Raw genomic sequence first — 21,286 nt, 5'->3', positions numbered from 1 at the left:
ATTTTGTGACATTTTTATTTTTATAGAAAGGTTACTTTTTTAAAATTTTAGCCAATATTCCTTTATTAGGGCTTTTAATTTTAGTTATAGAAACTTGAGATTTATTAGAGTCAATACCATTATCTAAGTCTATATTACTTTCTATAATATCTTTATTTTTAATTTTTTCTTCTAACATTTGAGATTCTTTTATCAAATCTCTCTGAGTTCTTGTAAGATCTTTTAGCGTAGAAGATACTCCAGGAGTAGTTAAAACTCTTGAGAACCAATTTAAACTTGCATTATAGTTCCCAAGTCTTCTATTGATTTCACCTATTAAATACATTAAGATAAATTTATTCATTTTATAAATAGGCAATGATTCTTTAGAAAAGGCAAATTCAAATCCTTCCAAAGCAGAAGTAAGAAAAGTTCTTTCAAGTTCTTTATCTTTATCAGAATTACCTAATCTATACATCCAAGCTAATTTCAAGCATATCATAGCTTTTGTACCAGCTTTACTATTTATATAAGTTGCATTAAGTAATGCAAGCTTATAGCGCTCTATAGCAATTTCTCTTGTATAGGTTTCAGGATAAGTTCTTGATTTGAATTTTTGAGAAATATTAGTTTTAACTAGTTCTTTTTGTCGCTCTGTAATTTTATTAAAGTCTACTTTAAGTGCTGAATATCCACAATGTTCACAAACATAAACATCATAAAAATAAGGATTTATTAAATCATATCTTATAAAAAAATCAGAGTCCTTGGAAATCATTCTATATGAATTACTTTTAAGAGCTAATTGTTTAAAAGTATTTTCGCAAACGGGACAAATTATAGTTTTTTTGTATAATAATGAAAAATTTTTATGTTGTGTTTCAAGTTCTTGAAGTTCCTCTTTTTTGTAGAGCGTTAAATTATCAGTATCTTTAAATCCAACATTTTCTAGTCCGGAAAATATACTATTCATAATATCACCACCTTGAAGGATTTAGTCATATTTAATTAAATAATATATCAGATATTATGTATATTTTGAGAATGTAGTATAAAAAAGTGATATATATTTCATAAAATATACTTTGTAATTCTGGTTATTATTTTTTTATATGCTTTAGTAAAAATCATAATCATAATTATAAATAAATTAATTAATCTATATATTAAAATATAGATGTTACTTTTATGTAAATATAATAAAATTTGTTCAAATAATATTTGTAAATATGTTATGATTTTCTAAAAAGAAAAAAGAATTTTAAATAAATTGATATTTTCCTATAATAACATTATATTATATATATGTACGTTAACTCAAAGGTTAGTATAAATATATAATATAAAAATAATGTACAAATACCATATTTGATAGTTTTTTTTATGTAAAGGGTGAATTTTATGGCAGTAATAGAATGGAAAAAGTTTTTAATACCTTATGATCAAGCAGTAGAGGAATTAAAAGTGAAATTAAGAAGTATTAGGAGAGAATTAAGAAAAAAAAATGAATATTCTCCTATAGAATTTGTAACAGCAAGGGTTAAAGAAGTTTCAAGTATATTAGAAAAGGCAAATAAATTTGATATACCATTAGATAGAATAGCATATGAAATGGAAGATATAGCAGGTATAAGAATAATGTGCCAGTTCGTTGATGATATAGATAAGGTTGTAGAACTTATAAGACAAAGAAGAGATATGCAAATAATATATGAAAAAGATTATGTTGCTAACGTTAAAACTAGTGGATATAGAAGTTATCATATGATAATAAAGTATCCAGTTAATATGGCAGATGGACAGACTGAAATATTAGCAGAATTTCAAATAAGAACGTTAGCTATGAACTTTTGGGCAACAGTAGAGCATTCACTTAATTATAAATATAAGCATGATATACCAACAGATATTAGGGGGAAATTAAAGAATGCTGCAGATGCAGCTTTTAAATTAGATGAACAAATGCTTGAAATAAAAGATGAGATAAAAGATGCACAAAAGTTATTTGAAGTGAAATCAAGTTTAGTAACTAGTATAGTTGAAAACATACTTACGTTATCTTCTTTAGGTAAAATTGCAGAAGCCTCTAGATTTTCAGAGTCGTTAAATAGACTTTTGGAAGTAGGGGAAATACATGAACTTAATGCCTTGTTAGAAGAAACAAAAAAAGTTTTAGATAAATATAATAAAAGATAAACTTTAACATAAAAATGTTGACTTTTTTTATAATTAAAGATATAATACATTATTAATTGAATATATACTATTGCGTTGATTAGGAGTAGTAATATTAATTTTAGTTTTAAGAGAGCTACAATGTGGTGCGATGTAGTAACTAAAAAATATGAACTTGCTTATGAGCTTACTTGTGACAAACAAGTACGGTTATACCGTTATAATATTAAAGTGGGGCTTTTGCCTAATTAGAGTGGTACCGCGGAACTATAGCTTTCGTCTCTTTATTTAGAGATGAAGGCTTTTTATTTTTTTATAAATGATTTACACAAATTAATTAACAAGGAGGATTTAAAAATGGGAAATTATAATACTACCATTGATAAAAAATGGCAAGAAAAATGGGAAGAAACAGGAATTTATAAGTTTGATAACAACAATCTTGATAAGAAATTATATGTCTTAGAAATGTTTTCGTATCCTTCAGGAAGTCAACTACATGCAGGACATTGGTTTAACTATGGACCGGTTGATTCTTGGGCTAGATTAAAAAGAATGCAGGGATATAATGTGTTCCAACCAATGGGTTTTGATGCATTTGGTCTTCCAGCAGAAAATTTTGCAATAAAAACAGGGATTCATCCAATGGACTCTACTGAAAAAAATATTGTTACAATGGAAAAACAGTTAAGAGCTATGGGAGCAATGTTTAACTGGGAAAATGAAGTTATTACTTGCAGACCAGATTATTATAAATGGACTCAATGGTTGTTCTTAAAACTTTATGAAAAAGGTCTTGCTTATAGAAAAAATGCTCCAGTTAACTGGTGCCCTAGTTGTAATACAGTTTTAGCTAATGAGCAAGTTGTTGATGGATTCTGTGAAAGATGTGAAAGTGAAGTTACTAAAAAGAACTTAACTCAATGGTTTTTAAAAATAACTGATTATGCAGATGAACTTTTAGAAAAAATAGATACATTAGATTGGCCAGAAAAAACTAAAGCTATGCAAAAACATTGGATTGGAAAATCTACAGGGGCAGAAGCAACATTTAAAGTTGATGGAAAAGACATTGAATTTGATGTATTTACTACAAGGGTTGATACTTTGTTTGGAGTTACATATGTTGTGTTAGCACCAGAGAATGAGTTGGTAGAAAAATTAACTACAGAAGAATTTAGAGCTTCTATTGAAGAATACAAAGAGACTGCAAAAAAACAATCCGATATTGAAAGACAGTCTATAACTAGAGAAAAAACAGGAGTATTTACTGGTTCTTATGCTATAAATCCAATAAATGGACGTAAAGTGCCAATTTGGATTGGTGATTATGTTTTAAATACTTATGGAACTGGTGCTGTAATGGCGGTTCCAGCTCATGATGAAAGAGATTTTGCATTTGCAACGAAGTATAATTTACCAATAGAAAGAGTTATTGAAGGTGGAGAACTTCCATTTACAGAAAAAGGGATATTAGTTAATAGTGAAGAATTTAATGGATTATGTGGTGATGAAGCTAAAGAAGCTGTTATTAAAAAACTTGAAAATATAGGTCTTGGAGATAGAAAAATAAACTTTAGACTTAGAGATTGGTTAGTTTCTAGACAAAGATACTGGGGAGCTCCTATTCCAATGATACATTGCGAAAAATGTGGGGTAGTTCCAGTTCCAGAAAAAGATTTACCAGTTGAACTTCCATATGATGTTGAATTTGCACCAGATGGAAAATCACCATTAGCTAAATCAGAAAGCTTTGTAAATACTACTTGTCCTTGTTGTGGTGCTGCTGCAAAAAGAGAAGTAGATACTTTAGATACATTTGTATGTTCTTCATTCTATTATTTAAGATATACTGATAATAAAAATGAAGAAATATGTTTTGACAGTGAAAAAGCAAATAAAATGTTGCCAGTTGACAAGTATGTTGGTGGACCAGAACATGCGTGTATGCACTTGTTATATGCAAGATTTATAACTAAAGCTTTAAGAGATATGGGGTATATAAACTTTGATGAGCCATTTAAATCTTTAACTCACCAAGGACTTATATTAGGACCAGATGGATTGAAAATGAGTAAATCAAAAGGAAATACAATCTCTCCTGATGATTATATAAAAGAATTCGGTGCTGATGTATTTAGAATGTATCTAATGTTCGGTTTTGGATACACTGAAGGTGGAGCATGGAGCGATGATGGAATAAAATCTATTGGTAAATTTATTGAAAGAGTTGAAAGAATTATAGAACACTCAATAGCTGAGCTTAGAAATAAAGATAATAATAAGGACATTATGGAGTCAGATGAAAAAGAGCTTAACTATTGGAGACATTTTGCTATAAAAAATGTAACTGAAGATGGCGATAAAATGCAGTTTAATACTGCAATAGCTAGAATGATGGAATTTACAAATGCATTATCTAAATACTTAAATGTAAAAGTTAAGAATGTAAGTTTCTTAAAAGAAACATTAGTAGATTATATAAAACTTTTAGCACCATTTGCACCTCATTTTGCTGAAGAACAGTGGGAAGCTTTAGGTATGAATTTCTCTGTGTTTAATGAAAAGTGGCCAGAATTTGATGCAAATGCATTAATTAAAGATGAAGTTGAAATAGCTATTCAAATAAACGGAAAAATAAAAGCTAAGATAAATATTCCAACCAATCTTGATGAAGAAGGAATAAAAGAAGCATCATTAAATAATGAAGTGATAAAAGAAAATATTGAAGGCAAAACTGTAAGAAAAGTTATAGTAATAAAAGGTAGACTTGTTAATATAGTTGCAAATTAAAAAAAGGTGGATAATCCACCTTTTTTATTATAATCTTAATAAAAATGCTCATTTTATATAAAATTAAATATGTTTAAGTATCTTATCCTTTATATAACTTATAAAAAAGGTTAAGGCATAGTCATATATATAAAAACCTATTTCATACATAACAACAAAAATTAAAATTGTTGATGGATTAATTTTCAAAATTTCTAGTATTTGATTTTTAGAAATAAATAGTATTGTTGAAATGTAATAAAATAATAAACAGGAAATATTAAAATATATAAACTTAAGCATAAGTTCTAAGTATAGTTTATTTATGCCTTCTATTAAAAATTTTATTAGTCCATAAATTCCAAAAAATATAGTATATATAAGCCATATGGATTTTTGTGGAATTAAAAAATATGAAAGAAGAGATACAGATATATATACTATAATAGAAGGCTTAAATCCTATAGTTAAAATAGATATAGGAATTATAGTAGAGGCTATACCTAATATAAATAACGTATTAAATGGTATAAAAACCGTTAAGTATAAAATAATAATACTTAATGCAACATAAATTCCACCTTTAGTTATCATATCAGTTTTATTAGTTGCCAATATTAGCACCTCCTAAAAAAATAAAGATAAGGCTTATTATTTCTTTGATTATGCTTAAGAGGATTATAATTAATCCTCTATTAACAACAACTTATTAGGTCACCACCGCAGCATTCACAGCAAGTATCTAATACCCATAATTTACATAACAAATCACAACAACCATCACTATCATGTGTAGTTTTTCTGTAATTTCCTCTATATGAATTTTGTCTCATTGATAATTCATTTAATGCACGTTGATATTCAAAATTGTTAGGATCCATTCTACAAGCTTGAGATATTAGATTATATGCACTATCAAACCAATTTTTTCTTAAGTTAACCATTCCCATAAGGAAATGCCATTCTGCAGTTCTATTGTTTATAGAATTTAACTTTTTTTCAGCACTGGAAATATTTCCTGAATTTAAGTCAGTTCTAATAGATTGATAAAGTGAAAAATCATTTCCCGTATTAGAGTAATTTTGTGAATTAGAGCTAGTATAAGAACCTTGACTATAACTATTACGGTTATTATTTTTAGTTAATGAATCATAGGCTTCATTAATTTCACGCATTTTTTCTTCTGCAAGTTCCCTTAAGGGGTTATTACCATATTGATCAGGATGATATTGTTTAGCTAACTTTCTATAAGCAGATTTTATTTCATCTTCTGTAGCATTTTCTTTTATGCCTAAAACTTCATATGGATTTCTCATCGTATTACACTCCTTGAATTTAATTGCATTTAATTACATAATAAATAAATTGGATTTATAAATTATTATTAAATAGGTTTTATAAAATATAAATTTAAAACATTTTATGTTATTCTTTTTTATGAGTTTTTATATTTTCTATTTTTTCCATCAATCCTAAATTTAAAATATTATCTAAAAGATCTTTGTTTTTCAATATAGATAGTTCTGATAAACTACGTACACAACCTTCTGCACTCATTATAAGATTAAACTCAATTCTATCTTTTATTGAATTAAGAAATTCGTCATAAGGCAGGTTATCATTATTAAATGCTCTGTTTATTGGATTGAATTTATTTTCAGACATATCTTTTTCTAGGTCATCATATCCATCTATTAAATATATAAAACGTCCTAAATTATATCCTAGATTATATAATTTATCCTTTAGGTTGTTATCAGTAGCATATTCGCAAATTATAGTTCCAGTTAAATCTGCAAAAATGTGAGCAACTTCATCTATATTTAAAATATCAGAGCTATTTTCTATTTTAGATAAGTTTTTAAGACTATCTTCCATATAATTTAAAAGATAATTCTTTTTATCATCGGTTGTATTTATATATCCTTTTAAGCCAAAAGCTAATATTTTGCTAGATTTAGAATTATCATCTTGAAAATTATCTAAAAGCTTAAAATAAGCTAAAGCTACATTGCAAAAGGCAGCGTAATCTAAAGCACCATTATTTATAACCTTTAATTTTTTTTTCATAGGATGAGCAATGCAAACTGTAGGATTAAATTGAATTTTTTCATTATTCAAACTATCAAGCAAAATTCCTAAAAAAGTCATATCATAATTTAAAGTAAATCTAGGCAAATTACCAAAATTATTTTTTATAGCTAAACATAAGCCACAGTAATATGCCTTGAATTTTTCATAATCTTTTACTTTAAGTTCCATTTTACAGGGGGTTACATATCCAAACATTATATACCTTTTAATCCTTTATCACTTTCAAGAATTTCATAAATTGTTTTAGATGTAGTGTCATTCATTGAATAGCCAAGCAAATTAACAACTTCTATTATTTCATCTTCATAAGAAGATTCTATTTCTATATAAGGAAAAGGACAGTAAGATTTATCATTTATATCTATTTCTATTAAAGTATTTTTATATTTATAGCTTTCTCTATATTTTTTTATAGATTCAATAAGTTCTAAACCAAGAGATTCAAAAATTCTCTTTCCTTCTTCTCCATTATCTATAAGAACTTCACATTCTTCCATAATTTTATATTTTTCTTGACTTAATAACTTTTTAGTAGTCATATAAGCTAAAGTTTTATTATTTATAATATCATTAACTTCTCTTATTCTAGCATATCCTTTAGCGTTTAACATTCTCTTGTCATTAAAATCATATATATTATTTATTTGATTTTCTTCTTTTACTTTTATAGCATTAATGTTGTTTAATTTACTTCTAATATCATCAATATTTATATGTATAATTCTTAATTCCATTTCTTGCATAAAGTTCACTCCTAATTAATTAAAGTTATAGTAAAATACCATATTAAAATATTTTAAGGTTTTTTATATGAATTATTATAACACAATTAGGGTTATATATATAAAATTGTTCTTAACAAAATATGGGTATAAAGCAATGTTTATGAAAATATAATTATATACGAATATATAATTATATTATAAATTTAAATTAAGGTATTTAAGTGACAATTAAAAATTATTTTTGAAAAGTATATTATTTACATTAATATTTAAAATTAAATATTAACTATAATGTGAATATGTGGTATAATAATTATTAATTAATAATATTTATTAATTAATAAAATAAATTTCAATTTTAGGTGAGTGTATTTAGGGGGATAGAATTTTATGTTAGGTGTATCAAAATTAAGAAAACAATTAAATGTATTAAAAGAATTTTATAAAGAAAAAGATATAAAAGGTATTGAAAATTTAAATGACTTAAGTAAAGCGAGTGAGATAAAATTTTTTTGTAAAATTTTTAGTGGTATATTAAAGGTGGCGTCAAAAGTTGAAAATTTAATTAAAGGAGTACTTGGATTATCTACAAAAATAAGTAATTTTAATGTAGAATTAGTACATTATGCAAAAGAACTTAAAACAACATCAAATGGATTAAAAGAGTCTTCGGAAAATTTAGCAGCTGTTATAGAAGAAACTGGAGCTAGTATAGAGGAGGTATCTGCTGCTATTTCTAGTAATACTGGAGCTTTAGAAAATATAATGAATAAAACAGATTTTTTAGATGAAACATTAGAAAATAGTAGTACTACTTTAAAAGAAATATTAGAGGTAAATGAAGAAGTTACAGAAAATTCTTCAATTATGAAAAATAATATGGATAATTTATCTGTAGTAATAGATGAGATGAGAAATATATTAGATGGAATATATAATATAGCGGATAATACTAAATTATTAGCTTTAAATGCTAGTATAGAAGCAGCCAGAGCAGGGGAAAATGGAAGAGGATTTGCGGTTGTAGCAGAAGAAATAAGAAGTTTATCAGAAAACACAACTAATCAGTTAGAAGTAATTCAAGATTTTGTTAATAAGATAGAGAATTCTTCAATAAAAAGTAGTGAAAGTGTTACTAATACTGTAGATTCTATAGAAAAACTAGAAGGTTATACAACTAAAATAGCTAATTCCTTTGATGAGAGTAAAAATGCAATAAAGAGTATAGTTAATAGTATAGAAAGTGTTACATATAATATGAGTGAGGTAAGTGCAGCAGTTGAGGAGATTAATGCAACTGTAGATGTAATAACTACAGATGGTAATAGAGTTAATGACATTTCAAGTATTATAGATGATAAAGCTTCAAATATAATGACTGTAGGATTGGAATTAGGAAAAATAGAAGATGAAGTCTCTATATTAGCCAAAGTTAGTGGTGAAATAGGTAGTGAAGAAATATTTAAGATTTCTAATGATGACTTTATAACTAATATAGATTTAGCTATAAGTGCTCATAAAAATTGGGTTAATAATATTAAGGAGATGGCAAAAAATATGAAAGCTATACCATTGCAAATGGATGGTAATAAATGTGGGTTTGGACATTTTTATAATTCTGTTAGTCCGTTAAATAAAAAGGTTTTGGATGTTTGGACTAATATAGATGAAACACATAAACAGCTTCATAACATGGGGCATATAGTGGAGGAGAATATAGAAAAAGGTGATAAGAGTAATGCTTTAAATAACGCTAAGAAAGCTGAAAATTTATCTTTTGAAATAATAGGAAAACTGGAAGAAATAAAAAGTATAGCAGTTAATTTAGAAAAAGAAAAAAATACCGTATTTTAAATATATAAATATATAATGAAGATAAAAAAGGTGTATTCAAAATTACTATAGTAATTTTAAATACACTTTTTTAACTTAAATAATAATTTTATAAGGCAATTATTTAAGTTCTAAAATCCAATTTTCACCATTTTCAAGAGTGCCCTGTTCAATAATAGTGTTGTTAGTAGCAATTGGATTGTTAGAAACCTTGAATGTGGCATATTTTTCCCCTTTGATATTAATTTCATATGCGTCACAATCTTGATTGCTTAAAGGAGTAACAGCAAATCTATCGCTTTTTAAAACTCCTGATACGATATTTTTAATTTGATCATTATTATAATCAGACATAATGGCTCCCCCTTTTGTAATTAAGATCAAAAATATTTGAAAGGTTTAATCTATAATTAGATTTGTTTGGTATTAAATCCTTTAATTGTAATGAATTCATTTATAGAAAATCATAATACAATCTATAGATTAATATTATGAGAATAGTTTTTACTAATTTTTATAAAATATAATAAAAGCTTTAAAATTATTTTTCTTCATAATTCATAATATGCTTCAAAACCATATTAATGCTACCATCACCATTACGCTTTATTTCAAACCTATTTAAATCCCTATAAGCTTCTTCTGAAATATATAAATCAAGGTCTTTATCAATCTTTAATCTTATTCTTTTTAATTTTTTTTCTACCCATTCTTTATCTACAGTTATTTTTTCACTAACCCCTTGTTCTTTAGCAAAAGTTTTAAAACTTTCTTTTAATTCATCATTATCTTTAAAAGCCTCCTCAGAAAATTGATTCAAGTCTATATTTTCCTCTTTTAAAGATTGTTTTATATGACTTCTTACTTTTTCTTGATCTGAAGCATTTTCATTAAAGTTATTCTTAGTCCATTTTTCTGCAACTTTAACAAAATTTTTAGTCATGTCACGCTCATTATCAATTATTTTACAACCTAAAAAATTATCAATAAAGTAGTTAGAACCGTAGTCTTCAGCATTCTTATTTTTACTTTGTTTATCAATAATCATAAGATCAAATTCATTATCAGTATCTATAGTTTTGATAAAAGCACATTTTTGTATTCTAGAACTAGAAGAAGGTAGGCCTGTAAATTGAGGAACTATATCTATACCTATTTTGTTGTCTACATATTCAATTGTATGCATATAATTTTTTATATAATCCATTTTAAAAATACATATGAATAATCCGTATTCTGTAGTAAAGCTTACTGTAACTAAGTCACAAGATGGAATATTTCCTTTGGAACGCATAAGCATAAACATTTGTTTTGCAAATTCCTTAGATACGTTTATAATATTATTTTCACCATTTAGAAATTCTTGAGAAAGTTCTTTTACTATATTTCTATCTTCAGAGAAAAAAGCATATTTTAATTCCTCATCCTTTAAGCAACGTTGTATATGCTTCATTAAAAAGGCATATATTTCATCATTTAATTCTAAAGCAAACTCATTTAGAATAGGTTCATCACTATTATTATCTAAAACATGAATAACAGCTTCAATTATGTTAATTTCTTTTATATATTGCAAAAAAATCACTCCTAAAAAAATATATTAAAACCATATTTTATGTCTAAGATTTATTATAACAATTTTTGTAGAAAGAAAACAAATAAATAAGGAACATAAAAAAATGATTTTAATCTTTGAATTATATTGAAAATTATATATGTTTAATTTAACTAAGGATATTGTAACTGATTCATATCATTAGTCATAACAATAATTATATAATAATAAAATTAGGTGATATATTATGAAAGACATTATAAATTATTTTTTTGGAATTAAAAGATTCATATCTATATTATTAACAATTACATTTTGTATTTTATCTATAAAAGGCAATATAAGTGGAGAGCAATTTGTAACTATATTTGCTGTAATAATATCTTTCTATTTTGGACAGTCTACAGCTAGAAAAGCTATATCAGACACTAAATCAATGATAGGAATAGATGATGTTAGTAAATTAGGGAGTGGAAAAGAAAATGAAGATTTAACATCAGAGTCAGAAGGTTAAAATACAATTTAAAAATAACAAAAATATCATGGAATCCCATGATATTTTTGTTAGTATAAATTATAATAAAGTTAGTATAGGTTCTAAAAGTATTTTTAGTAAGGGAAATTTAGAACCTAATACTTTAAGAAGAAACATCATTAAATAACTTCTATTTAAAGTTATTTTAAAATTAATTCATAGAATTTGCAGAACCTAAAACAGTATCTATTTTATTTTCAACTAAACTTTGAATGTTTTTTCTTGCCTCACCAAGATATTTTCTAGGGTCAAATTGACTAGGATTTTCTGCTAAGTATTTTCTTATAGTACCAGTCATTGCAAGTCTTATATCAGTATCCATATTTATTTTGCATACTGACATAGATGAAGCTTTTCTAAGCATTTCTACAGGAACACCTTTTGCTCCATTTATTTCTCCACCATTGTCGTTACACATTTTAACATAGTTTTCATCAACAGATGATGCACCGTGTAAAACTATAGGGAAGTTTTTTATTCCATCATTTTCTAGTTTTTTTGTTATAGTTTCTAATCTATCAAAATCTAATTTAGCATCACCTTTGAACTTATAAGCACCATGGCTTGTTCCAATAGCAATGGCTAATGAATCTACACCTGTTCTTTTTACAAAATCAACAGCTTGGTCTGGGTCTGTATAGGTAGCTTCATGAGAAGCAACTTTAACCTCATCTTCAACACCAGCTAATTTTCCAAGTTCAGCCTCAACTACAACACCTCTTGCATGTGCATAATCTACAACCTCTTTAGTAAGTCTAACATTTTCTTCATATTCATAATGAGAACCATCAAACATTACTGAAGTAAATCCAACTTCTATACATTTTTTAACTAGTTCTAAAGAATCACCGTGGTCTAAATGTAAAGCAATATCTAAATTACTTTCTTTAACTGCCGCATCTACTAGAGATTTTAAATAATCAGGTCTCATATATTTTAAAGCACTTCCAGAAACTTGAAGTATAACTGCAGAATTTTTAGTTTTACAACCGTCAACTATTCCTTGTACGATCTCCATATCATTAATATTAAAAGCACCAATAGCATATTTTCCTTGGAATGCTTTATTAAACATTTCTTTAGTAGTAACTAAAGCCATAATAACTCCACCTTTCACTATATAATTTTAATATGACTAAATATACATATGTTTTGAAATACATTATTATACACTATATTTATGAATATGTATTTTGTCTTTTAAGATGGCAATGTTAATAACAAAATTTTCTTAAAATAATTATAACATAATTTTGCTATTTTGCTATACTAATTATTAAAAAAAATATAAAATAATAACACAAATTTATAAATATATATCATAATTGTTAAATAGAGTACAACAATAGAGTCTAAAATATATTTTTAAGTGTTATTTTTTCTTCATCTTTCATAGCTTCAATTAAACCTTTAATAGCATGAATTGTCGATAATGAATGTGATTTATCTTTTTCATTTATAAATTGAGTTGCTTTAAGTGTTTCAATATATAAATTATCTAAATGTTCATGATCAGAAAATAAAGATATAAATTGAATTGATTTTTCAAAATCATCTAGAAGCTTTAAAGAATTAATATAAGCATTATCCCATTGGTTAAAAGCAATATATTCTTCAGTTTCAGTAGCTAGGTCAATTAGATATTCACAGCTACTAATAGTATAGTTTGTAGAATAATATATCCCTATAAGCATTATAACAAAAATAGTTAAAGGTAAAATAATTTTTTTCATTTTTTTACTCCCTTTTAAAAATTTTCATTTATTTTTTATCTTTTTTATTATTATTTTTTATAAAATCTGACAATCCATTTTTAATTTGGTTACTTTCATTAATATTAGTATCATTATTAACAACATCATTTTTATCTTTACATTTCCCTACAGAGGTTGCATCATGATCTACTTTTTGAGTTTTTTCTTGAATAAAGAATTTATCATCATCATATACAATAGCTATAAAAACATTTCTATAATCGTCAATGTTATGTTTTCTAAGTTGTTTTTTTAACCAAGTTTCATTTTGATGAAGTTCAGATAAATTATATTTATTAATTACTCCATCACTTACGACTATCAGGGGTAGAGGCTTATCTTTGATATTTACATTTAAATGCTTAGGAGTAATTGGAGCAATACACTCTTTTGGCATAACAGAAATAGTTCCATTAGTTTCTAATATTGCATAGTGGATATCAGCAAGATTAAAGTAGCCATTTAATCTTAATTCTTCTAATAAATCATCTAAATTAAATCTTTGATTTTTTAATTCATCAATATCAACTTTTCCATCTTTGATAAGGATGCTTGGTTCACCATTAAAAATACTTCTAATTTTTTCACTTTTAAGTTGTAAAAAAGAAGTTATAACTTGTAACATAACAATTGTTATTATAGGAACTACAGAATTTGTTAAAGGAATTCGATTGTCCTCCATAGGTAAAACTCCTAATTCAGAAATCATAAGAGCTGTAACTAAATCAAAGGGTTCTAGTTGACCTAACTGCCTTTTACCCATAATTCTCATCATAAAAAGTAAAAAAAAGTAAAGTATTATTGTTCTTATTAAAGATATAATCAATTTAAATGATTACCTCCCTTCTTATTGTTAATGATTATTTTTTAGATTTTTAAATATTGGTTTTGAAAAATTTAATTAATTACAGTTATATTTATTTTTATCAACTCATAACAAAGATTTGATGAATAAACTAAAATATAAGATTATATCCTTATATAACCACGTAGTTAAAAAACAATACATTTAGTGATAATATTTATATTAAGGACATAGCTAATAATATTGTGTGTTTAAAAAAGAAAAATATTACTTTGAAATTAAAAAATATTGTATTTATTTAAAATAGTTATGAAGAAAAAAATATAGGTTAAAATAATATTAATTAATAAAAAAATTAGATACAAAAAATATTAGCTTCAATATAATAGTAATATCTATTTATAAAATTTGAGTTAATTTAAGTTTGCATTTTAGAGTTTATAGAGGAAATTTGGGGTGGTGTACATGAAAAAAATTAAATTAAAAATTTTAGATAGTTATATACAAGAATTTAATGAGGGAATTACAGGTCAAGAAATAGTGAAAAAATATAATTTAGATTCAAAAGGACCTATAGTATTATGTAGTGTAAATAATGAAAGACTGGAGCTTTCAAGTGAAATTATGACAAGTGGAGATTTTAATATTATAGGAATAGAAGATAAGATGGGAATGATGACTTATATAAGAACACTTCAATTTGTGTTAATAAAAGCTACTTTAGATATCTTTAAAGATAGTAAGATAACAATAGAACACTCATTAAGTAAAGGTATTTTTGGAGAAGTTCACAAAAAAACAGAACTTAATATAGATGACATATATTTAATAAAAGATAGGATGAAAGAGTTAATAGAAAGAGATATTCCTATAAAAAAATTTTCTGTAAGTAAGGAAAAAGCACTAGATATTTTTAAAGCATATAATATGGATGACAAAATAAAACTTTTAAATAGCATAAATCAAGATATTGTCAAATTATATGAATTAGATGGACGATATGATTATTTTTATGGGCCTATGGCATTTTCTACAGGAACATTAAAAAAATTTGATTTAATTTATTATGATCCTGGTTTTATATTGCGTTTTCCAATAGATCAAAAAAACTTTGAAATTCCATATTTTGAAAATTACAGGCAACTATCTAATATATTTTATGAAACAGAAAAATGGGCTAAATTGGTAGGAATTAGTAATTGTGGAACATTAAATGAAGTTATTGAAAAAGGAGATATAGTAAATTTAATACGAGTTTGCGAAGCATATCAAGAAAAAAAAATTGGAAGAATTGCAGATGAGATTTGCAAAAATAAAAGAACGAATATTGTGTTAATTGCAGGACCGTCTTCTTCTGGTAAAACAACTTTTGCTAAAAGGTTGGGAATTCAATTGGAAGTAAATGGTGTAAAACCTATACCTATATCACTAGATGATTATTTTGTAAATAGAGAACAAACACCTTTAGATGAATATGGAGAATACGACTTTGAATCAATTTATGCATTAGATTTAAGTCTATTTAATGATCATATAAAAATGTTGTTAAATGGATGTGAAATTGAAATACCAAATTTTAATTTTAAAACAGGAAAAAGAGAATGGATAGGTAATAAAATGAAACTTCCAGAAGACGGAGTTTTAATTGTCGAAGGCATACATGGTTTGAATGAACTTTTAACCACTTCAATTGAAAAAGAAAGAAAATTTAAAATTTACATTAGCCCATTGACACAACTTAATTTAGATGACCATAATAGAATAGCAACAACGGATATGAGAATAATAAGACGAATAGTTAGAGATTATTTATCACGAGGTTGCGATGCTGAACGAACTTTAAAAATGTGGCCATCAATAAGAAGAGGAGAAGAAAAAAATATATTTGTATTTCAAGAAGATGCAGATATTATGTTTAATTCTTCACTTATGTATGAATTAGCCGTATTAAAAAAATATGCATTAGAACAACTTTTACAAATAGATAGCAATAGTAGTGTATACTATGAAGCGAAAAGATTAATAAGCTTTTTAAATTTTTTTAAGGATATTGATGAGAAATTAGTTCCTAATAATTCCATTATAAGAGAATTTATAGGAGGTAGTTGTTTTTATCAATATTAAAGTGTTATTTAAGGAGGTGCATGGTGTTTTTCCTTGCATTTCCTTTGTAAATTAAATTAAAAAGTATTACAATATTCTTGAAAGATGAATTGTTAAGTTTTAAACTATTGAATAGTCAAAAAATAAAAAAACGATACAAATTTCTATGTTTTAATTAAAAACAAGAAATTTATTATAAATTTATTACCACAAAGCAATGTAGGAGGAAATATATGAAGAATTATAGTGCTTTTGACATTTTAGGACCTATAATGATAGGACCATCTAGCTCGCACACTGCAGGTGCAGCTAGACTTGCAAAGATTGCAGCAAAGATAGGTGGAGAAAATATAAAAAAAGTTAGATTTTTACTACATGGTTCTTTTGCAAAAACTTACAAGGGTCACGGAACAGATAAAGCTTTAGTAGCTGGAATATTAGGGATGGATCCAAAAGATGAAAGATTAAGAACATCTATGGAAATAGCTAAAGAAAAAGGTTTAGAGTATACTTTTGAGGAAGTAGATTTAGGTGAAGATGTTCATCCAAACACTGTTAAATTTATATTAACCACAGATAAAGGTAATGATGTTACTGTTGTAGGATCATCTATTGGTGGTGGAAATATAGAGATATTTGAAGTTGAAGGACAAAGCTTAAGATTTACTGGGGAATATCCAACACTTATAATAAATCACACAGATACACCAGGTATGATTTATAAAGTGACAACTATACTTTACAAAGAAGAAATAAGCATTGCATCAATGAATGTTTATAGAAAAATTAAAGGATTAGCAGCTGCTATGGTTGTTGAAGTAGATCATATAATTGATAACAAGATAATAGATAGTATAAAAGCTATTGAAGGTATAACTAGTGTTGATCAAATAGTACCACCTAAGGAAGGAGAATAAACCATGTTTGTAAATACTGCATTAGAAGTAATAGAAATTTGTGAAAAAGAAAATATTAGCATTGCTGAGTACACTATAAGACAAGAAATAGAATTTACTGGTGTTAGTCGTGAAGAAGCAATGAAAAAAATGGCTAACAATTTAGAAGTAATGAAAAAAGCAGCACAAGAAGCTATGGACAGAGAAGTTATATCTGTTAGTGGATTAATCGGTGGAGATGCTGTTAAAATTAAAAAATATTTAGAAAACAATGAAACTTTATGTGGAGATGTTATGGTTAAGGCTATGGCTAGAGCATTATCTACATCAGAAATAAATGCGGCTATGGGAAAAATAGTTGCTGCGCCTACAGCTGGAAGTTGTGGTATAGTTCCTGGAGTTGTGTTAACAGCTGCAGAAAAATTAAATAAATCAGATGAAGATATAATAATGGCATTATATTCTGCATCAGGAGTAGGTGTATTAATAGCTAAAAATGCTACATTAGCTGGAGCCGAAGGTGGATGCCAAGCTGAATGTGGAAGTGCTGCATCAATGGCAGCAGCAGCAGTTGTTGAAATGATGGGTGGAACTCCTAAAATGGCATTTGATGCTGCTGCAATAGTTATTAAAAATGTAGAAGGTCTAGTTTGTGACCCAATAGCAGGATTAGTTGAAATTCCATGCGCAAAAAGAAACATTGCTGGAGCAGTAAGCGCTTTAACAACTGCAGAACTTGCAATGGCTGGAGTGGAAAGCAAAATTCCATTTGATGATTGTATAGCTGCAATGTACAAAATTGGAAGAGAAATGCCAGCTGCATTAAGAGAAACTGCATTAGGCGGACTTGCAGTAACTCCATGTGGATTAAAATTAAGAAAGAAAGCTTTAAAAGAAGATTAGTAGTACATAATTTAAAGTAAAAAACTCTATTAGCAATTGCTAATAGAGTTTTTTTGTGTCATTTTGTCAAATATTGAATAGTTTATTAATAGAATAATATCTATAATATTGAAATCTATGTTATAAAATTAACAGTATCCAGGCAATAAAAGGATATTTAAATCTAAAATCTTAATTTATATACAGTTCTAAGTTTAATTTAAACTTATTCATTTATGAAAAAAATTTAAGATTATAAATCTATATTAAAAATTTATTTTAAACAAGGATTGTTCTAAGAATTTGGATACCGTAAATAATAAGAAATGTTCAAAAACTATTAAGAATTAATATTATATTTATATAAAAAAACTTTAAAGTTATTAAAATAAATTATATGGTTTCAAGTTTAATTTTAAAATTATCTATTGAAAAACTTGTTTGTTTTTTATATTTTTAATGAATTGAGATTTTTTATATAAATAAAAAAACTATAGTAAATTAAACTATTAAATAAGAATCCTATAAATAAGAATCCTATTTTAAAATATAAAATAAAATGTTTGAACTAAATTTATAATTAAAAAAAATTATAACAATAAGTATAAACTAAGATAAGTATAGGTTTCCTTTTAAAAGGTTTAATAGGGGGGACACAATGGAAGCTAAGGATAGAAATATGTATAAGAATTTAAGTTTATTAAAATTTATGCTACCAATTGTGATAGCAATAATATTAATATTTATAAATACATCATCATTTATTTTAAACTTGTTTTTATATTCATGTGCTATGGTACCACTAGCTATATTGTTAGGAAATGAGACATCAAAAATAACTTATTATATAGGTGAGAAAAAAGGTGGATTATTAGCTGCTACAGTAGGAAATCTTCCAGAACTTATGATGGGATTGTGGTCCATAAGATATGGAATGGTGGCTATGGCGCAAGCAGGACTTATGGGAGCTGTAATAACAAATTTATTATTAGGACTAGGAATTTCTATAATTTGTGGGGGAATGAAATATAAAGAACAAATATTCAATAAAACAATGGCAAGAACTAATTTTAATTTATTATTTGTAGCTATAGCTTCAATAATAATAATAAGTTCACTTCAAGGAAATACTTTGTTAGAAGATAATCAAATAGCAATTGTAAGTTCTATTGTGTCTGTAGTATTAATATTTATATATATACTTGGATTAATATTTTCCTTATACACTCATAAAAATTTATTTTTGGCATCAGATGGAGAAAGTAAAGAAACAGAGAAAAAAATATCTAAGGAATGTATTATAATTTTTATTAAGATATTAATAGTATCAGTTTTACTTTATTTTATAAGTGAAAAATTAATATTAAATGTAAATTTAATTGTAAATAATTATAAAATATCTCAGGAGTTCATAGGGATAGTTTTAATACCACTACTCGGAAGTTTTGGGGAAAATGCTACAAGTATAGTTTGTGCTTTAAATAATAAAATAGATTGTAGTCTTGAAACTGCAATAGGTTCAAGTATACAAATAGCATTATTTGTTATACCACTTCTGATAATTATATCACTTTTTATGGGGCTTAATATGACTTTAGTTTTTTCAAATTTCCAAATAATAATGCTTATAATAGCATTAGCTATATCATATTTTGTATTTCAAGATGGTAAAACTTATTGGATAGAAGGAGTGATACTAACATCAACTTATGTGATTATAACTATAGCATATTATTATATAGGATAATTATAAGTTTAAAATATAAAGTAAAGTATTAAAAATATAATTTAGAAATAAGTGAAACCAAAGGTATTTTATTACGAAAAGATATTTTAACTTTAAAAACATTGAGTTATAATTTGAATTAAAAAATATTCATTTAAAGGTTTAAAAGTAGAAAATAGTAACCAAGGAAACACTTAGAGTTTATATAAAGTTATATAAAAATATTTTAAAGTTATTAAATAAATTTAAATGGAAACTTGTTTTTATATAAAGTTTAGGCCTTTAAAAATTAAAAGCAACTCTATATAAAGTGGAGAATTGTTTGTAACAACTCTCCACTTTATATTTGTGGTTATTTAATATATGATAACTTAATATAATTTAAAGATTTCTAATATATAAACATATAAATATATATCATAAATAAGTACATTTACTAATATATTAAGAGTATAACTACTAAAGTAAGGTGATGATATGAGTCATAGAAGCGTAATAGATGAGTATTATAAAGATATAACTAATTTAACTACACTACTAAATTCTACTAGTAATGCTTATAGATTATTGGTAGCTTCAGCAAATGATTATAATAATATGGCTCTTGCTAAAAAAGCTGAAGTTAAAGATGCGTTAAAAAGATCAAATGAATTAGGAAAAGTTATAGATAATATTATAGATTCATTAGATTATACAGTTAAGTGCTATAACAGATATATGAATACAAAATCAGATGCTATAGGGCAAATATCCAATAGTACTTTTGTTGGAATAGAGCTTGAAAATCAACTAAAAAGAACAGAATAGAAATACATAAAATTATAAAAAAAGCATGATTTAAATATAATCATGCTTTTTAAGGTATATTTAATTAGCATATTTAAATATGTAAACTTTTTTAATCTACATCAATTTTATAGGTTTAATGTTAATTTTTATCTCTTTTTTATTTGTAATTTACTAACCATAAGTCCAGAAAAAATAATCATTAATATTACAGAAAAAGACATTGGTGGTATATTATTTTCAATAAATAAAGCATACACTGCAATAAAACTACCTGCTATTGTAATAGGTATGCCAGTAAATACATTGTTAAAGTCAGATGTTGTATTATAACGAGCAAGCCTATAAGCACCGGCAACAGGAAATATTATTAGTGTAATATAACCTATCATACCTAATGAAGATAATTTACATAGTGTAAATATTAATAAAGAAGGAGCAACCCCAAAAGAAACTAAGTCAGCTAAAGAATCAAGTTCTTTTCCTAAAGGGCTGTCTACTCCAAGAAATCTCGCAACTGTTCCATCATATCTATCAAATACGCCAGCTAACAATATAAGTGCTGCTGCAACTTTAAAATTACCCTGCATAGTAAATTGAATTGATAGAACACCACAAATCAAATTACCAAATGTAAGACTGTTTGGTATGAACGATTTTTGCATA

The 21,286-nt window shown here is 25.7% G+C and carries 20 protein-coding genes and 1 other annotated feature; of the genes, 9 read left to right on the top strand and 11 right to left on the bottom strand.

Translation table 11 applies throughout. The features are described 5' to 3' along the window. Positions 1–31 precede the first annotated feature (31 nt). Positions 32–952, bottom strand: coding sequence for a DUF2225 domain-containing protein (locus KQI36_RS06085; RefSeq protein ID WP_216450103.1), 921 nt, complete (start codon positions 950–952; stop codon positions 32–34). A gap of 428 nt (positions 953–1,380) precedes the next feature. Between KQI36_RS06085 and yjbM the strand changes: the two genes are divergently transcribed. Next, entirely contained in the window at positions 1,381–2,175 is a 795-nt protein-coding gene (gene yjbM / locus KQI36_RS06080) for a GTP diphosphokinase (protein WP_010294325.1), read from the top strand. 66 nt (positions 2,176–2,241) lie between these two features. Continuing rightward, positions 2,242–2,441, top strand: a binding site (T-box leader). Between the two features lie 70 nt (positions 2,442–2,511). Next, positions 2,512–4,947, top strand: coding sequence for a leucine--tRNA ligase (leuS, locus tag KQI36_RS06075; protein ID WP_216450101.1), 2,436 nt, complete (start codon positions 2,512–2,514; stop codon positions 4,945–4,947). A gap of 63 nt (positions 4,948–5,010) precedes the next feature. Here leuS and KQI36_RS06070 read toward each other — a convergent pair whose 3' ends face one another. The 4 genes from KQI36_RS06070 to KQI36_RS06055 form a co-directional block, all read right to left on the bottom strand. After that, positions 5,011–5,541: a hypothetical protein gene (locus tag KQI36_RS06070; RefSeq protein WP_216450100.1), complete on the bottom strand. Its 531-nt coding sequence runs from the start codon at positions 5,539–5,541 to the stop codon at positions 5,011–5,013. Between the two features lie 80 nt (positions 5,542–5,621). Then, positions 5,622–6,242 (bottom strand): J domain-containing protein, encoded by a 621-nt coding sequence (locus KQI36_RS06065; RefSeq protein WP_216450099.1) that lies wholly within the window; start codon positions 6,240–6,242, stop codon positions 5,622–5,624. 109 nt (positions 6,243–6,351) lie between these two features. Then, entirely contained in the window at positions 6,352–7,215 is an 864-nt protein-coding gene (locus KQI36_RS06060; RefSeq protein WP_216450098.1) for a DUF5685 family protein, read from the bottom strand. Then, positions 7,215–7,763, bottom strand: a complete 549-nt coding sequence (locus KQI36_RS06055; RefSeq protein ID WP_216450097.1) for a class IV adenylate cyclase — start codon at positions 7,761–7,763, stop codon at positions 7,215–7,217. The genes KQI36_RS06060 and KQI36_RS06055 overlap by 1 nt, the downstream gene beginning before the upstream one ends. 372 nt (positions 7,764–8,135) lie before the next feature. Here KQI36_RS06055 and KQI36_RS06050 point away from each other — a divergent pair, with 372 nt between their 5' ends. Further along, positions 8,136–9,599 (top strand): methyl-accepting chemotaxis protein, encoded by a 1,464-nt coding sequence (locus tag KQI36_RS06050; RefSeq protein ID WP_216450095.1) that lies wholly within the window; start codon positions 8,136–8,138, stop codon positions 9,597–9,599. A gap of 99 nt (positions 9,600–9,698) precedes the next feature. Here KQI36_RS06050 and KQI36_RS06045 read toward each other — a convergent pair whose 3' ends face one another. After that, the gene (locus tag KQI36_RS06045) at positions 9,699–9,932 is read right to left on the bottom strand and encodes a hypothetical protein (RefSeq protein WP_010294316.1); all 234 of its coding nucleotides are present in this window, start codon (positions 9,930–9,932) and stop codon (positions 9,699–9,701) included. A gap of 187 nt (positions 9,933–10,119) precedes the next feature. Further along, positions 10,120–11,154, bottom strand: a complete 1,035-nt coding sequence (locus tag KQI36_RS06040) for a nucleoid-associated protein (protein ID WP_216450094.1) — start codon at positions 11,152–11,154, stop codon at positions 10,120–10,122. Between the two features lie 226 nt (positions 11,155–11,380). On the opposite strand from KQI36_RS06040, the gene KQI36_RS06035 reads away from it, so the two are divergent. Then, complete coding sequence (locus KQI36_RS06035; RefSeq protein ID WP_216450092.1) at positions 11,381–11,647, top strand: hypothetical protein; 267 nt, start codon at positions 11,381–11,383, stop codon at positions 11,645–11,647. A gap of 172 nt (positions 11,648–11,819) precedes the next feature. Here the strand turns inward: KQI36_RS06035 and fba are convergent, their stop codons facing one another. The 3 genes from fba to KQI36_RS06020 form a co-directional block, all read right to left on the bottom strand. Beyond that, on the bottom strand, positions 11,820–12,767 hold the full coding sequence (fba, locus tag KQI36_RS06030; protein ID WP_216450091.1) for a class II fructose-1,6-bisphosphate aldolase: 948 nt from the start codon (positions 12,765–12,767) through the stop codon (positions 11,820–11,822). A gap of 253 nt (positions 12,768–13,020) precedes the next feature. After that, entirely contained in the window at positions 13,021–13,401 is a 381-nt protein-coding gene (locus tag KQI36_RS06025) for a DUF4363 family protein (protein ID WP_216450089.1), read from the bottom strand. A gap of 28 nt (positions 13,402–13,429) precedes the next feature. Then, positions 13,430–14,248, bottom strand: a complete 819-nt coding sequence (locus KQI36_RS06020) for a DUF421 domain-containing protein (protein ID WP_216450087.1) — start codon at positions 14,246–14,248, stop codon at positions 13,430–13,432. Between the two features lie 444 nt (positions 14,249–14,692). Between KQI36_RS06020 and KQI36_RS06015 the strand changes: the two genes are divergently transcribed. The 5 genes from KQI36_RS06015 to KQI36_RS05995 all read left to right on the top strand — a co-directional run bounded on the left by KQI36_RS06015 (position 14,693) and on the right by KQI36_RS05995 (position 20,641). After that, positions 14,693–16,351 (top strand): nucleoside kinase, encoded by a 1,659-nt coding sequence (locus KQI36_RS06015; protein ID WP_216450085.1) that lies wholly within the window; start codon positions 14,693–14,695, stop codon positions 16,349–16,351. 212 nt (positions 16,352–16,563) lie between these two features. Then, complete coding sequence (sdaAB, locus tag KQI36_RS06010) at positions 16,564–17,247, top strand: L-serine ammonia-lyase, iron-sulfur-dependent subunit beta (protein ID WP_010294303.1); 684 nt, start codon at positions 16,564–16,566, stop codon at positions 17,245–17,247. 3 nt (positions 17,248–17,250) lie between these two features. Further along, a complete protein-coding gene (gene sdaAA, locus KQI36_RS06005) occupies positions 17,251–18,129 on the top strand; it encodes an L-serine ammonia-lyase, iron-sulfur-dependent, subunit alpha (protein WP_010294302.1) in 879 nt (292 codons plus the stop codon). A gap of 637 nt (positions 18,130–18,766) precedes the next feature. Then, the gene (gene cax / locus KQI36_RS06000) at positions 18,767–19,855 is read left to right on the top strand and encodes a calcium/proton exchanger (RefSeq protein WP_216450083.1); all 1,089 of its coding nucleotides are present in this window, start codon (positions 18,767–18,769) and stop codon (positions 19,853–19,855) included. 456 nt (positions 19,856–20,311) lie between these two features. Continuing rightward, on the top strand, positions 20,312–20,641 hold the full coding sequence (locus tag KQI36_RS05995) for a hypothetical protein (protein ID WP_010294299.1): 330 nt from the start codon (positions 20,312–20,314) through the stop codon (positions 20,639–20,641). A gap of 128 nt (positions 20,642–20,769) precedes the next feature. Here the strand turns inward: KQI36_RS05995 and pssA are convergent, their stop codons facing one another. After that, entirely contained in the window at positions 20,770–21,285 is a 516-nt protein-coding gene (gene pssA / locus KQI36_RS05990) for a CDP-diacylglycerol--serine O-phosphatidyltransferase (protein ID WP_216450081.1), read from the bottom strand. Position 21,286: the final 1 nt, after the last annotated feature.

The organism is Clostridium senegalense, assembly GCF_018916625.1.
GTDB classification, from domain to species: Bacteria; Bacillota; Clostridia; order Clostridiales; family Clostridiaceae; genus Clostridium_J; species Clostridium_J senegalense.
The sequence above is the reverse complement of the archived record's forward strand: the minus strand, read 5'-3'. Positions and strand labels throughout refer to the sequence as shown.

What these genes read in the sequence shown, in the direction of transcription:
- KQI36_RS06065 (WP_216450099.1), bottom strand. Translation starts at nt 6,242, where the DNA reads ATGAGAAATCCATATGAAGTTTTAGGCATAAAAGAAAATGCTACAGAA.
- KQI36_RS06015 (WP_216450085.1), top strand. Translation starts at nt 14,693, where the DNA reads ATGAAAAAAATTAAATTAAAAATTTTAGATAGTTATATACAAGAATTT.
- cax (WP_216450083.1), top strand. Translation starts at nt 18,767, where the DNA reads ATGGAAGCTAAGGATAGAAATATGTATAAGAATTTAAGTTTATTAAAA.
- sdaAB (WP_010294303.1), top strand. Translation starts at nt 16,564, where the DNA reads ATGAAGAATTATAGTGCTTTTGACATTTTAGGACCTATAATGATAGGA.
- KQI36_RS06055 (WP_216450097.1), bottom strand. Translation starts at nt 7,763, where the DNA reads ATGCAAGAAATGGAATTAAGAATTATACATATAAATATTGATGATATT.
- yjbM (WP_010294325.1), top strand. Translation starts at nt 1,381, where the DNA reads ATGGCAGTAATAGAATGGAAAAAGTTTTTAATACCTTATGATCAAGCA.
- KQI36_RS06035 (WP_216450092.1), top strand. Translation starts at nt 11,381, where the DNA reads ATGAAAGACATTATAAATTATTTTTTTGGAATTAAAAGATTCATATCT.
- leuS (WP_216450101.1), top strand. Translation starts at nt 2,512, where the DNA reads ATGGGAAATTATAATACTACCATTGATAAAAAATGGCAAGAAAAATGG.
- pssA (WP_216450081.1), bottom strand. Translation starts at nt 21,285, where the DNA reads ATGCAAAAATCGTTCATACCAAACAGTCTTACATTTGGTAATTTGATT.
- fba (WP_216450091.1), bottom strand. Translation starts at nt 12,767, where the DNA reads ATGGCTTTAGTTACTACTAAAGAAATGTTTAATAAAGCATTCCAAGGA.
- KQI36_RS06025 (WP_216450089.1), bottom strand. Translation starts at nt 13,401, where the DNA reads ATGAAAAAAATTATTTTACCTTTAACTATTTTTGTTATAATGCTTATA.
- KQI36_RS06045 (WP_010294316.1), bottom strand. Translation starts at nt 9,932, where the DNA reads ATGTCTGATTATAATAATGATCAAATTAAAAATATCGTATCAGGAGTT.
- KQI36_RS06085 (WP_216450103.1), bottom strand. Translation starts at nt 952, where the DNA reads ATGAATAGTATATTTTCCGGACTAGAAAATGTTGGATTTAAAGATACT.
- KQI36_RS06060 (WP_216450098.1), bottom strand. Translation starts at nt 7,215, where the DNA reads ATGTTTGGATATGTAACCCCCTGTAAAATGGAACTTAAAGTAAAAGAT.
- KQI36_RS06050 (WP_216450095.1), top strand. Translation starts at nt 8,136, where the DNA reads ATGTTAGGTGTATCAAAATTAAGAAAACAATTAAATGTATTAAAAGAA.
- sdaAA (WP_010294302.1), top strand. Translation starts at nt 17,251, where the DNA reads ATGTTTGTAAATACTGCATTAGAAGTAATAGAAATTTGTGAAAAAGAA.
- KQI36_RS05995 (WP_010294299.1), top strand. Translation starts at nt 20,312, where the DNA reads ATGAGTCATAGAAGCGTAATAGATGAGTATTATAAAGATATAACTAAT.